The organism is Pseudarthrobacter sp. NKDBFgelt, from assembly GCF_046097905.1.
GTDB lineage: Bacteria > Actinomycetota > Actinomycetes > Actinomycetales > Micrococcaceae > Arthrobacter > Arthrobacter polychromogenes.
This window is the reverse complement of the sequence record NZ_JBJURL010000025.1, coordinates 1-12,273: the sequence shown is the minus strand read 5'-3', so window position 1 is coordinate 12,273 and position 12,273 is coordinate 1. Positions and strand designations below refer to the sequence as shown.

The window sequence follows — 12,273 nt, the reverse complement described above, 5'->3', positions numbered from 1 at the left end:
TGCCTTAACGGCAGCAGGCAGGGGCGCCCTGATCCGGACGTCCCTGCCTGTACCTAAACTGCATTTAGGGGGCAGTCGGTTTTACTTGTAGTGGCCCTCGCCGCCAACGCGGAGGTTGGTGGGCAGGTAGCCGAACGGGCCAAGGCCGTCCTGGCCGAAGCTGCGGTCCACCTGCGAGATGCCGTCCCGGAAGTTGATCTTCACGGTGGGCGACAGCGAGCCGCCGCGTACGCCGTTCACGTTGTCGATGAACGACTGCACCAGTCCGCCCGGCTGCACGTAGTGCGAGTAGGCCTGGAACTGGCGGCCGTTCTGGTTCGGGGTGGGTGCCTCCGGGGACTCGGACGGCAGGTTCAGGTCCGTGGGCGAGCCCAGGGCCAGGCCGCTGTTGTTCATGGGCTGGTAGTCCGAGCGGACGCCGTCGCCGACGAAGCCGTAGACGCCGTCCGGGCCGCGCATGCCGGCTGCGTAGGTGAACTGGTGGCTGATGGTGAACAGGTAGTACTTGTTCTTGCCGCCCTCATTCTGGATGAAGATCTGCGGACGCTCGGTCTGGTCGTTCACGCAGTTGGCGGAGAGGATCGGCGGCAGGAAGGACCACTTGGTCAGGTCCTTGTTGTCCGCCACTGCCAGGCCGACGTTCGCTGTCTGGTAGTAGGCTCCGCTGCTGTTGACCTCGTCAACGGACTCGGCATTGGCATCGCCGGGGCGGTACCCGAGGTCTTCGGGCTTGCACTCGTACTCGCCGCGCGTGCCGCCGGTGTTGCCTTCGAAGACCATGAAGGTCTTGCCGGGGTGGGCCGGGTCGGCAAAGGTGTAGGGGTCGCGGAAGGCGAAGCCCGGGTTCTGTTCCTTGGTCTGGTACATCTCCCCATCAGGCTCAAGCAGGTTGGTGTGCTTGAACCCGTCGAAGGTGACGCCATTCTCGTCTGCATGGATCTTGCCCAGGGCCTTGGCGATGGACGCATCCGGGGCGATGCCGCCGCCGCCTGCGTTCCGTTCGGCGATGTCGTAGAACGTGGTGGCCGTGTAGAACACGTTCACCTGGTTGCCCTGCATCAGGCGGGTGGAGCCGGACCATTCGGTGTTGCCGATGGAGGCGCCGTCGGCGAAGACGTGGCCGCCGTAGTTCCACTTGTCCTTGGCCGGATCCGCGTTGGTCTTGCGGAAGAAGTAGCCGATGCGCGCGTTCCAGTGGCGCTGGTCGAAGCCGTAGCCGGCGTGCCGGTCTGCCACGAGCGAGAAGATGACGTCCCAGCCCTTGTAGCTGATCTGGTTCGCGTTTTCGTCGGTGAGGGACCAGGTGTCCCAGACCCACACGTCCTCGTTCATGGTGGGGAAATCCTCCGGGATTTCCGGCATGGTGACGTCCGGGCTCATGGAGTTCTCACCGGGGGCAACAGTGGGGTCGCTCTGCGCCATGATCTGCTTGGCGTCGGCGCGGGTCCACTTGGAGGTGAAGTCCGACGCCGGGTCGAAAGCTTCCTGCGTGTGTTCCGTGGGGAGGGGGAATCCGGGGGTGGGGGCCGGCATCTGCTCGGCGGCCGGCGGATCTGCCGGCTCGTTGGCCTGCGCCGAGGGAACGGCCAGGAAGGCCGAGGCAGCCACGGCGGTGGCCAGTGCTGCGGCGGCGGGGCGCCACCGCAGCATCCGGGGTGATTGGGGGTGCTTGTGCATTGTTGCTCTTCTCGCGGAGTTATGACTGTTCGTGGAAGACGGGCGGATGCCCATGCCCTTCGAACTTCGACGGCCCCCGGGGACACGGCAGGCGTCATCGGGGACGCCGTTGTATCAAGGGGGAACGGGGTTGGGTGGTCCCCGTAGAAGAGGCCCGGATGGTGGTGCTTTCCTGGCCGTGTTTCCACCGTAGACAGGCTCCAAGGGAGAGATCAAACCAGGTTTCATCGCCCGATTCCGGGCATTGGCCACTTTTGCGCAAGCGCTTACACCTAACCCCTAACGCGCGCGTGCCACAACCTTCAGCCAAGATCAAATGTTGCCTTTTGGCCGCGCAAAGGTGAGAAATGCCACCCCTTGGCCAGGACCGTTTTGTGGTCCGGGCACGGAAAAGGGAGGCACCTGCCCGGGCTGGGCAGGTGCCTCCCTCAGAAGCCGAAAACCGCGCGTCGGGCGGCCGGACTACGCCTTGGGTGTTCGCGCAGCCGTGGCGTCTGCAGCCTCGCCCGCGGCCAGGCGTTCGGTCAGATGGGCCTCCACGGCTTCGCTGACCTGGTCCTGGACCTGATCCGCCAAGTGCTCCTGGTAGTGCTCCTGGACGGAGTCGTGGATCTGTTCCGCGACGTGCTCCTGGTAGTGCTCCTGGACCGAGTCATGCATGGAGTCCTGGACCTGCTCCGTGACATGGGCGGCCATCTGGTCGCGGGCCAGCTTACGTTGTGCGCGCATCAGGGTCTCATGCTCCCGATGAAAGGCCTTGGCCGTGGAGATACACATCAGGATGATGACCACGCTGAAGGGCACCGCGGTAAGGATGGCCGCGGTTTGGATCGCCTGCAGTCCATTGGCCAGGAGCAGGGCGATGGCAACAGCGGCGGCGGCCAGTGCCCAGAAGATGCGCAACCAGTTCCTGGGTTCCACGTCTCCGCCGGTGGAGATCATACCCATGACCAGGGCACCGGAGTCTGCCGACGTGATGAAGAAGATGGCTATCAGGAGAATCGCGCCGGCGGTGAGGACAACCCCGCCGGGCAGGCTGCCGAGCAGGTTGAACAGGGCGCCCTCGGTATCCACGGTGCCGTCGTCGCCGATGAGCCCGCCGCTGCCGAACAGCTCGCGGTGGATGGCGGCGCCGCCCAGGACGGAGAACCACAGGAAGCCCATGGCGGTGGGTACCAGGAGCACGCCGGCGACGAACTGCCGGACGGTGCGGCCCTTGGAAATACGGGCGATGAAGATACCGACGAACGGCGCCCAGGAGATCCACCAGCCCCAGTAGAAGGTGGTCCAGGCGGCCTGCCATGCCTCTCCCTCTGCGCCTGAAAATGCCAGCGTGTTGAAGGTAAGGCCTACAACGTTCTGGAGGTAGTGCCCGATCGACTGCACGAACTCACGCAGCAGGAACAGCGTGGGCCCGGTAAACAGCACCACCAGCATCAGCAGCGCGGCCAGGACCAGGTTGGTGTTGGAGAGCCACTTCATGCCCTTGCCCACACCGGACACCACCGAAATGATGGTCAGCGTGATGATGCAGAGGATCAACCCGATCTGCGTCATGGTGGTGGCCTGGATGATGTTGGCCTGTTCAAGGCCGGCGGAGATCTGCAGGACGCCAAGGCCCAGGGAGGTGGCAACACCGAACAGCGTGCCTACCAGGGCCACGACGTCGATCAGGTTGCCCCACCCGCCGGAAACGCGCTTGCGCCCCAGGAGCGGCTCAAGCGTCCAGCGGATAGAGATGGGGCGGTTCCTGCGGTGGACTGCGTAGGCAATCGATACGCCCACCACAACGTAGATGGCCCAGGCATGGAGGCCCCAGTGGAGGTAGGTCTGCGTCATCGCCTGCTGGGCGAGCACCAGGGGGGATCCTTCAACACCGGGCCGGGGTGCGGCAAAATGGTTCAGCGGCTCTGCCACACCGAAGAAGACAAGTCCGATGCCCATGCCGGCCGCGAAGAGCAGGGCGAACCAGGACATGACGGAGAACTCCGGCTCATCCTCGTCCTTGCCCAGTTTGATGTCGCCATAGTGGCTAAGGCCAATCCAGAGGGAAAACGCCACGAAGAGCGCAACGGCGGCAACGTAATACCAGCCGAACCAGTTGATGACGTTGCCTTGGATGGTGGTGAAGATCTCTGTGGCAGCAGCAGGGAAAATCGTCGCGAAGAGGACAAAAACAATGATGGTTCCGGCTGCGGGCCAGAAGACCCATCTGGCGAGTTGCTGACCGCCGGTTCCGGGCGGCCGATCCGCCGCTTTCTTATGGGCGGGCGGTGTTTCCCCCGGTGGTTGGCTGATGGTCCTGGTGCCAGGTGTGGCGGACATTCCCAGTTTCTCCTTATGCGCTGTGCGCGCTCAGACTGCGTTGTGCAGGTTCGTCTCGTGTACGTTCGTCTGTTCGTGTGTGTTCTCTTATGCCGCTGCCGTGTGTCCACGGCTGTGCAGCCAGCAATTTTACGGAACCCGAAAAGCGGCGGGGCGGGAAATTGGCCGGCCCCGGGGGTATTGATGCCGGATCGAGACGTGCTCCATGCGGGCCCATTAACTGTAGGCCCAGGAAATAAGAAAAGCACCAGTTCCGAAGAACTGATGCTTCCCAGTGGTGGCTCCGACCGGCGTCGATCCGGTGACCTTTCGATTTTCAGTCGAACGCTCTACCAACTGAGCTACAGAGCCTAGGTGACTAGTCACCATGACAGCCGGAATCTCTTCCAACAATCAGAGCGACCCTGACGGGACTTGAACCCGCGACCTCCGCCGTGACAGGGCGGCGCGCTAACCAACTGCGCTACAGGGCCTTGCGTTTCTTGCTTCCGCAGTATCTCTACCGCTTTTTTCAAGGCTTCCAGCCTACCAGACATTTTCTGCCTGTTTGACCAGTTCCTTGCGTACCCCCAACGGGATTCGAACCCGTGCCGCCGCCGTGAAAGGGCGGTGTCCTAGGCCGCTAGACGATGGGGGCCAGAACCCGTTCGGAACAAAATAAAAGGCGTCAAGCGGGGCTTTCCGTCTTTGTCCTCTGCGTTTCTCCGAACTGGACTCTAAAACTATAGGGCCTAGGCAGGAATTATCCAAAATCGGCCAAAAACACCGCCACGGAGCGGGCGGGACGGGTGAAGATGGACGGATGGATGCCGTAGCAGCACTCAATGAGATCGCCTTCTGGCTGGAGCGCGGACGCGCTGCCACTTTCAAGGTCCAGGCATTCCGCAAGGCAGCGGCGGCCATCAGCCCGCTGCCGCCGGAGGAAGTGGCCGCCCGTGCCGAAAACGGCCGGCTGAAATCCATGAAGGGCATCGGTGACCGGACCTACCAGGTGATCCGCCAGTCGGTGGAAGGCCAGGTTCCCGAGTACCTGGCGGATCTCCGGGAGAAGGGGGCCAAGCCGCTGGCGTCCGGAGGGGCCGAGCTCCGGGAGATGCTGCGGGGAGACCTGCACAGCCACAGTGACTGGTCCGACGGCGGCTCCCCCATTGAGCTGATGGTGGCTGCCGCCGGGGTACTGGGAAGGGAATACCTCGCACTGACAGACCACTCGCCCAACCTCACCATTGCGAACGGGCTTTCCGCCGAACGCCTGCTCCGGCAGCTGGACGTGGTGGAGTCGATCAATGCCGGCCCCGTTCCAGGTGACGGCGGCCAGCCGGGCAGGCCGGTCCGGCTGCTGGCAGGCATCGAGGTGGACATCCTGGAATCGGGGGAACTGGACCAGGACCCGGAACTGCTTGACCGCCTGGACATTGTGGTTGCCAGCGTCCATTCAAAGCTGCGCGCGGACAGCAGGACCATGACCCGCCGCATGCTCGGCGGCATCCAGGACCCGCACACCAACGTCCTGGGCCACTGCACCGGGCGCCTGGTGGAGGGCTCCCGCGGCACGAGGCCGCCGTCGGACTTCGATGCCAAGGAGGTGTTCGCCGCCTGCGCCGAACACAACGTGGCGGTGGAAATCAATTCCCGGCCGGAACGCCAGGACCCGCCCGATGCGCTGATCCAGCTCGCCCTCGACGCCGGCTGCCTGTTCTCGATCGACAGCGACGCCCATGCACCCGGCCAGCTCGACTTCCTGCAGTACGGCGCCGAGCGCGCGGAGAAGAACGGCGTTGCCGCCGACCGGATCATCACCACCTGGCCCCTGGAACGCCTGCTGGAATGGGCGGCGCCGCAATAGCCCCCAGGCCGACTTTGGCAGGAAGTTGCGCAGACGTGGCCGATTTCCGCCAGTCAGCTGCCCCTGCGCCCGGATAGATTTGCTGCATGCCTTCAACCAGCCCCGCCAACCGGACTGCCCCCGCACCTCCCCGCACCGCCGCACCCCCGGTCAGGGCCCTCGGCGTGGCAGCGATGGTGGTCACCGTGGTCCTCTGGGCGTCCGCCTTCGTGGGGATCCGGGCTATCGGCCCCCACTTCTCCCCAGGCTCCCTGACGCTCGGCAGGCTGGCGATTGCCGCCGTCGTGCTCTCCCTGCTGGTCCTGCCGCAGCTGCTGAGGACCCGGCTCCTGCCGAGGGGCCGGGAATGGTGGCCGATCCTGGCCTACGGGGTGATGTGGTTCGGCGGGTACAACGTGGCGCTGAACGCCGCCGAGCACGTGCTTGATGCGGGCACCAGCGCCCTGCTGATCAACGTGAACCCCATCCTGGTGGCCATCATGGCCGGCATCTTCCTCAAGGAGGGCTTCCCGCGGTGGCTCATCATCGGAAGCCTGGTTGCGTTCGCCGGTGTGGCGCTGATCGCCTTCGGATCAGCCCAGCCTTCCGCGCCCGGGGAAGGGGCGACGACGGACGTGGCAGGCGTGCTGCTGTGCCTCCTTGCCGCCGTGCTCGCCGCCGTCAGCGTCATCATCCAGAAGCCTGTGCTGCGGAAATTTCCGGCCGCGCAGGCCACCTGGTTCGGGATCCTGGTGGGTGCGCTCTGCTGCCTGCCCTTTGCAGGCCAGCTGGTCAGCGAAGTGCAGGCGGCACCGCCGCAGGCAACATGGGGGCTCGTCTATCTGGGGATCTTCCCCACTGCCATTGCCTTCACCACCTGGGCGTACGCGCTCTCGCTGGTGGACGCCGGAAAGCTGGCCGCCACCACCTACCTGGTTCCCGGGACCACCATCCTGATTTCCTGGGTCCTGCTGGGCGAGGTTCCTGCCTTGCTGGGCCTGGTGGGCGGCCTGCTCTGCCTGGTGGGCGTGGCGCTGACCCGGCGGAGGAGCCGGAATCCGCGGGGAGCCGGGGCGGCCGGTTCCCGCTAGAGTCGGAGTATGCCAGCCAGCCTGCCGCCGGGCCTGCCCACCGCCCCTGGGGGCCCCAGCGAACCGCTCCGCTTCACCATGTCCGAGGACGACTTCGAGGCCGCTGTCCAGGACGCCCTGGACAGCATCCCGGACAAGCTGGCCCGCGCCATGGACAACGTTGCGGTGTTCATTGAGGACGACTATTTCCCGAAGCCCGGGGAGGACCCGGACACCGTCCTGCTGGGACTCTATGAGGGCGTCCCCCTGACCGAGCGGGACTCCTGGTGGGACGCCGGGTCCCTGCCGGACAGGATCACTATCTTCCGGGAGCCCATCCTGGACATCTGCGCGTCCCGGGAGGACGTCATCCACGAAGTGGCCGTGACCGTCGTGCATGAGATCGCCCACCACTTCGGGATTGATGACGACCGGCTGCACGAGCTCGGCTGGGGCTAGCCTTATAGGCATGGGACACGACCACAGCCACACCCACGGCATCACAGCAACAGGGCGGCACCGGAAACGGCTTATTGCCGTCCTTGCCATCACGCTGTCCGTGGTCCTGGTCCAGGTTGCCGGCGCGGTCCTCTCGGGCTCGCTGTCCCTGCTTGCCGATGCCGGCCACATGCTCTCAGACGCAGCGGGCGTAACAATCGCCCTGCTGGCTGCGTGGATTGCAGGGCGGCCTGCCAGCGACCAAAGGACTTACGGGTACCAGCGGGCGGAGGTACTGGCTGCGCTGGCAAATGCCCTGATCCTGATCGTGATCTCCGTGGTCATCTTCAGCGAGGCGATCCGCCGGATCGGTGCGGCGCCGGACGTGCAGACGGACATCATGCTGTTCGCCGCCGTCCTGGGCGCCGCCGCAAACGTGGCGTCCCTGGTGATCCTGCGCGGAGCGCACCGGGAGAGCCTCAACGTGCGGGGCGCCTACCTGGAGGTCCTGGGCGACCTTCTGGGTTCCTTCGCCGTGATCGCCGCGGCCGTGGTGATCATGGCGACCGGGTTCCAGGCGGCGGACACCATCGCGTCCGTCATCATCGCCCTGATGATCCTGCCCCGGGCCTGGAGCCTGCTCCGCGACGTGGTGGATGTGCTGCTGGAGGCCAGTCCCAAGGGCGTGGAAGTGCAGATGATCCGCGAACACATCCTGTCCGTGGAGGGAGTCACGGACGTGCACGACATCCACATCTGGACCATCACCTCCGGCGTCCCGGTCTTCTCGGCGCACGTGGTGGTGGAGGACGGGGTGCTCAACGCCCGCGGCGCCGACCAGTTGCTGGACAAGCTGATCACCTGCCTGGGCTCGCACTTCGATACCGACCATTGCACGTTCCAGCTGGAGCCCGCCAGCCATTCAGAACACGAGGCGCACCAGCACGCCTGAGGACGCGTGCCGGCCGGGATTCCTGACCCCGGCTTAGCTCAAGACGTCCTTGGTGACGAACCGGCCGTAGGCGAGTGCGCCGAACACGGCCACGTATCCGGCCTGCAGCAGCGCATTGCTGGCGAACGAGTCCCACAGCACGGGCTGGCGGAGCAGGTCCCCGAAGCCCAGCCAGTAATGGCTGAACAGCCACGGGTGCAGCCACTCGAGCTGCGGCAGCTGGTCGAGGACCTGGGATACCACCGAGAGCACCACTGTGGCTGCCATGGCGCCCACCGGAACCACGGTCAGCGTGGACAGGAACAGGCCTATGGCGGACAGCCCGGCCAGGGAAACGGCCAGGTACGCCGAGATCAGGAGGAGCCGGAGCACGGCCTCCGGCGGCTCGATGACATCCCCGGACAGCAAGGTCACGGGGCCCACGGGGAAAAGGGCGGCACCGATGGCGGCTCCGGCGAGGGCAACTGTGAGGGGTGCAGCGAGGCAGAACGCCAGGGCTCCGGCATATTTCACCAGCAGCAGCCGGACCCGGCCCGCCGGCGCAACCAGCAGGTACCGCAGCGTTCCCAGGTTGGCCTCGCCCGCGATGGTGTCCCCCGCCACCACACCCACTGTCAGCGGCAGGAACAGGGGGACGGACACCAGCATTGCCGTGAACGCGACGAACAGGCCGTTCTGCGTGATCCGGTCCAGGAAGGCCGGGCCGCGCCCGGGAGGAACCGCCGAAGAGACCCTCACGGCCACGGCAATCAGCACCGGAATGGCGGCCAGCGCGAGCAGCAGGGCCCAGGTTCGGCGCCGCCGGAACAGGACCGCGATTTCGGACAGCAGGAGGGACATGCCGGCTCCCCGCGGTCCCGCCACGGCCGACATGCCCTCCGCCTTCGACTTCTCCTTCGCACTACTGGGCAACGTCGAACCCCTCCCCCGTCAGTTCAACAAACCGGTCCTCGAGGCTCTCCCGTTCCACCGCGAAACCGCGCACGCGGACGCCTGCCTTGACGAGCTCCGCAACAATGTCCTCCGGGGCGGGACGCCCCGCCCCGGCCTCCGGCGGGAATCCCGGCGCTGCCAGGGCAGCCAGCACCACGTCCCCATCCGGCTGGCCAGCCCCTGTTTCCGGGGACAGCCCCAGCGTTGCCAGGACCGACGACGCCGGACCCGCGTCCGGGGTCACCAGGCGCAGGCGCGAGCTCCCGGACCGGCGCAGTTCGGCCAGCGGGCCCTGCGCCACGAGGCGGCCGGCGCTCATGACGGCCGCGTGCGTGCAGATCTGTTCAACTTCGGCGAGCAGGTGGCTGGAGACGAAAACAGTGGTCCCGTCTGCTGCCAGGGACCGGACCAGGTTCCGAACTTCCCGGGTGCCCTGCGGGTCCAGTCCGTTCGTGGGTTCATCCAGCACCAGCAGTTCGCGGGGGGACAGGAGGGCGTTGGCGATGCCCAGCCGTTGCTTCATGCCGAGCGAGTACGCGTGGACCCGCTTGCCGGCGGCGTGGCCAAGCCCTACCCGTTCCAGGGCCAGGCCCACCCGTTCCCGGCGGGTGGCGGGATCCGCGTGCCGGCCGGCGGCGTCCAGCCGGTGGAGGTTCGCGGTCCCCGAAAGGAACGGATAGAAGGCGGGCCCCTCCACGAGCGCCCCCACCCGTGGCAGGACATCCTGGAAGCTGCCGGGCATCTCCTTTCCCAGCATCCTGACGGTCCCTGCGGACGCCGCGGCGAGGCCCAGCAGCATCCGGATGGTGGTGGTCTTTCCCGAGCCGTTGGGGCCCAGGAAGCCAAACACCGCGCCTGACGGCACCGCGAGATCCAGGCTGTCCACGGCCACCTGCTGCCCGAAGCGCTTGGTCAGGCCCAGCGTCTCGATGGTCAGGCCGTACGTCCGCCGTCCCGGAACCCCTGCGGGTCCCGTCACGGGGCGGAGGATGCGGCTTGCAGCCTGTCAGCCGGGACCATGCCCGCAAAGACGCGGCCGTCGTCGGTCAGCAGGACGTTGAAGAGTGCGCTGGAGAGCAGCCGCCCGCCAGGAACGACGACGGCTGCCTGGCTGAGCAGCGGATTCTGCGCCAGCGCGGTGCCGAGCTTTGCACCGGCTCCGCTTTCCGCCGGCAGTTCCACAACCGTTTCCCAGCCGGTCCCGGCCAGGTAGGAGCCGGCCTTGTCCTTGATGCCGGCCGCAAGCTGCTCCGGATCGGTGTGCGCTCCGGGGTAACCGGGCACCCCTGGGCCGGTGGACGGGTGCACAGGATGCTGGAACTGAAGCTCTTCAACCGTGCTGCCCGGCGGTGGCACGAAGTTGAACAGGGCGGCATCCGGTGCGTCCAGCGAAAGGCTGGTGAAGCCCGTCCTGAAGGCAGGCTCTCCTGCCCCGCGTGCCGTAACCTCCACGGAAAGCGGCATGCCGGTTTCTCCATCCACGGCGATGGCGATCATCCCCACCAGCGTGCCGCCGGTGCGCGGCTCGAGGACCAGGTTATAGGCGGCGCGCCCGGCAACCTGGACGTCCGGGCCAACAGACACGGCCGTTGTGCTGTCTGCTTTAGCGAGGAACTTCGCCGCGAGATCCTGGGGCGTCGGCGGGACCATGCTGCCTTCAGGAGTGGCGCTTTCCGGGCTGGTGCCAGGCAATGCCGGGTCTTCCAGCGGGAGGTCGCGGGCATGGGCCGGCAACGTCAGGTGCGCTGTTGAGTTGTCCTTGGACGAGTAGAACCACACATCGTTGTCCCGCCGGATGATGTTCCGCTCGGCGAACCGGTCCACCACCTGGATACGGACTTTGGCCTTGCCGTCCATGAAGACCCTCGCCGTATGCTCACCGGTGAGCATCTCGATCGCGGAGGCGGCGGGGTCATCCGACGCGGCACCCGAACTTGGGCCCGTTGCAGGCAGTTCCGGCAACCCGAGCTCGGAGGCCTGTTCAATCGTGCCCGAGAAGGTGTGCGTGTTGTGGCCGGCGAGGAGGGCAAGTACGTCGGCCGGGGTCTTGTCCGCCAGGGCGTCGCCGGCGCGTGCCGGGATGGATCCCACCAGCACTCCGGCAGCGATCACCGCAGGTGTAGCCACGGCGGGAACCCACCGCAACCACGCGCGGTTCCGGCGCTGTTTTGCGGCCCTGGTGGTGAGGGGGTCGCCCATATTCCGGTGGTTCATTGTCCGGCCGTCTCCTTGATGGGAGTCCATAGCTCAAGGGTACGCCTCGGCACGGCTCCCCACACCTGCCTGCGGGGCAGTGGGGGGCAGTGCCCGGGCAGGGCGGGGAACCCGCGGGCCTATTCGGGCACGATGGTTCCGGCGCCGCCGTCGACCGTTATTCTTTGTCCCGTGGCAAGCCGGACGGTGGCCTCCGGCACCCCCACCACGGCCGGAATGCCGTACTCCCGGGCAACTACGGCGCCATGCGAGTTGGGCCCGCCCATCTCCATCACCAGGCCGCCGGCGGTCAGGAACAATGGCGTCCACCCCGGATCGGTGGACGGAGCCACCAGGATCTCGCCGGGTTCGAGGTGGGCACCTACGGGGTCCAGGATGACGCGGGCCCGGGCGGTGACGGATCCCGCTGAGGCCGGGCTGCCGGACAATGTGGCGCTGCCCGCCGCACCACGTGCGGCGGCGTACAGTACCTCGGGTTCGGTGCCGTCCGAGAGCAGGGCCCTGGGGATGTGGCGCCTGCCCAGCTCGCTGGCGTAAGCGGCCCGCCGGTCCACCACGAGTTCACGCAGATTCCGGGGCCCTTGTGCCTCCGGGCCCTGGAGCGCCTGCCGGGCCTCCCCGAAATCGAGGAAGAAGATGTCCTCCGGGCTGTCCAGCCTGCCATCGGCCGCAAGCCCGGCTCCCACCAGGGCCACCTGCTTCCGCACTTCCGCCAGCCCCAAGACAAGCTGGTATTTGGGCATTTCCCGCAGCCCGGCGAACAGCCTGCCGAGGCGGCCGAACGCTTCAGCCTGGTGCCGCAGGCCCGCGTGGTGGGCGTGGACGGTGCCAAACACCTG

The 12,273-nt window shown here is 66.6% G+C and carries 10 protein-coding genes and 3 tRNA genes; 4 read left to right on the top strand and 9 right to left on the bottom strand.

All coding sequences use genetic code 11. The features are described from left to right. Positions 1-81: 81 nt before the first annotated feature. The 5 genes from ACKAE7_RS08825 to ACKAE7_RS08805 all read right to left on the bottom strand — a co-directional run bounded on the left by ACKAE7_RS08825 (position 82) and on the right by ACKAE7_RS08805 (position 4,639). Positions 82-1,677, bottom strand: a complete 1,596-nt coding sequence (locus ACKAE7_RS08825; RefSeq protein WP_188731976.1) for a glycoside hydrolase family 68 protein — start codon at positions 1,675-1,677, stop codon at positions 82-84. A gap of 462 nt (positions 1,678-2,139) precedes the next feature. Then, positions 2,140-4,002, bottom strand: coding sequence for a BCCT family transporter (locus tag ACKAE7_RS08820; RefSeq protein ID WP_188810373.1), 1,863 nt, complete (start codon positions 4,000-4,002; stop codon positions 2,140-2,142). Between the two features lie 275 nt (positions 4,003-4,277). Continuing rightward, positions 4,278-4,353: transfer RNA gene (locus ACKAE7_RS08815), tRNA-Phe, on the bottom strand. A gap of 48 nt (positions 4,354-4,401) precedes the next feature. Next, positions 4,402-4,475, bottom strand: a tRNA-Asp gene (locus ACKAE7_RS08810). A 91-nt stretch (positions 4,476-4,566) separates the two neighbouring features. Continuing rightward, positions 4,567-4,639, bottom strand: a tRNA-Glu gene (locus tag ACKAE7_RS08805). A 165-nt stretch (positions 4,640-4,804) separates the two neighbouring features. On the opposite strand from ACKAE7_RS08805, the gene ACKAE7_RS08800 reads away from it, so the two are divergent. The 4 genes from ACKAE7_RS08800 (at position 4,805) to ACKAE7_RS08785 (ending at position 8,287) form a co-directional block, all read left to right on the top strand. Then, complete coding sequence (locus ACKAE7_RS08800) at positions 4,805-5,848, top strand: PHP domain-containing protein (RefSeq protein ID WP_408978965.1); 1,044 nt, start codon at positions 4,805-4,807, stop codon at positions 5,846-5,848. Between the two features lie 86 nt (positions 5,849-5,934). Further along, positions 5,935-6,918, top strand: a complete 984-nt coding sequence (locus ACKAE7_RS08795; RefSeq protein WP_408978964.1) for a DMT family transporter — start codon at positions 5,935-5,937, stop codon at positions 6,916-6,918. Positions 6,919-6,927: 9 nt separating this feature from the next. After that, positions 6,928-7,356 (top strand): metallopeptidase family protein, encoded by a 429-nt coding sequence (locus ACKAE7_RS08790; protein ID WP_408978963.1) that lies wholly within the window; start codon positions 6,928-6,930, stop codon positions 7,354-7,356. Between the two features lie 10 nt (positions 7,357-7,366). Beyond that, entirely contained in the window at positions 7,367-8,287 is a 921-nt protein-coding gene (locus tag ACKAE7_RS08785) for a cation diffusion facilitator family transporter (RefSeq protein ID WP_408978962.1), read from the top strand. Between the two features lie 33 nt (positions 8,288-8,320). Here ACKAE7_RS08785 and ACKAE7_RS08780 read toward each other — a convergent pair whose 3' ends face one another. The 4 genes from ACKAE7_RS08780 to ACKAE7_RS08765 all read right to left on the bottom strand — a co-directional run. Continuing rightward, on the bottom strand, positions 8,321-9,160 hold the full coding sequence (locus tag ACKAE7_RS08780) for an ABC transporter permease (RefSeq protein ID WP_229666387.1): 840 nt from the start codon (positions 9,158-9,160) through the stop codon (positions 8,321-8,323). A 28-nt stretch (positions 9,161-9,188) separates the two neighbouring features. After that, positions 9,189-10,199, bottom strand: coding sequence for an ATP-binding cassette domain-containing protein (locus ACKAE7_RS08775; RefSeq protein WP_408978961.1), 1,011 nt, complete (start codon positions 10,197-10,199; stop codon positions 9,189-9,191). Beyond that, positions 10,196-11,434, bottom strand: coding sequence for a hypothetical protein (locus ACKAE7_RS08770; protein ID WP_408978960.1), 1,239 nt, complete (start codon positions 11,432-11,434; stop codon positions 10,196-10,198). The genes ACKAE7_RS08775 and ACKAE7_RS08770 overlap by 4 nt, the downstream gene beginning before the upstream one ends. A gap of 119 nt (positions 11,435-11,553) precedes the next feature. Next, a partial coding sequence (locus ACKAE7_RS08765; protein WP_408978959.1) for a PEP-utilizing enzyme occupies positions 11,554-12,273 on the bottom strand: 720 nt, incomplete at its 5' end.

What these genes read in the sequence shown, in the direction of transcription:
- ACKAE7_RS08825 (WP_188731976.1), bottom strand. Translation starts at nt 1,677, where the DNA reads ATGCACAAGCACCCCCAATCACCCCGGATGCTGCGGTGGCGCCCCGCC.
- ACKAE7_RS08820 (WP_188810373.1), bottom strand. Translation starts at nt 4,002, where the DNA reads ATGTCCGCCACACCTGGCACCAGGACCATCAGCCAACCACCGGGGGAA.
- ACKAE7_RS08800 (WP_408978965.1), top strand. Translation starts at nt 4,805, where the DNA reads ATGGATGCCGTAGCAGCACTCAATGAGATCGCCTTCTGGCTGGAGCGC.
- ACKAE7_RS08795 (WP_408978964.1), top strand. Translation starts at nt 5,935, where the DNA reads ATGCCTTCAACCAGCCCCGCCAACCGGACTGCCCCCGCACCTCCCCGC.
- ACKAE7_RS08790 (WP_408978963.1), top strand. Translation starts at nt 6,928, where the DNA reads ATGCCAGCCAGCCTGCCGCCGGGCCTGCCCACCGCCCCTGGGGGCCCC.
- ACKAE7_RS08785 (WP_408978962.1), top strand. Translation starts at nt 7,367, where the DNA reads ATGGGACACGACCACAGCCACACCCACGGCATCACAGCAACAGGGCGG.
- ACKAE7_RS08780 (WP_229666387.1), bottom strand. Translation starts at nt 9,160, where the DNA reads ATGTCGGCCGTGGCGGGACCGCGGGGAGCCGGCATGTCCCTCCTGCTG.
- ACKAE7_RS08770 (WP_408978960.1), bottom strand. Translation starts at nt 11,434, where the DNA reads ATGAACCACCGGAATATGGGCGACCCCCTCACCACCAGGGCCGCAAAA.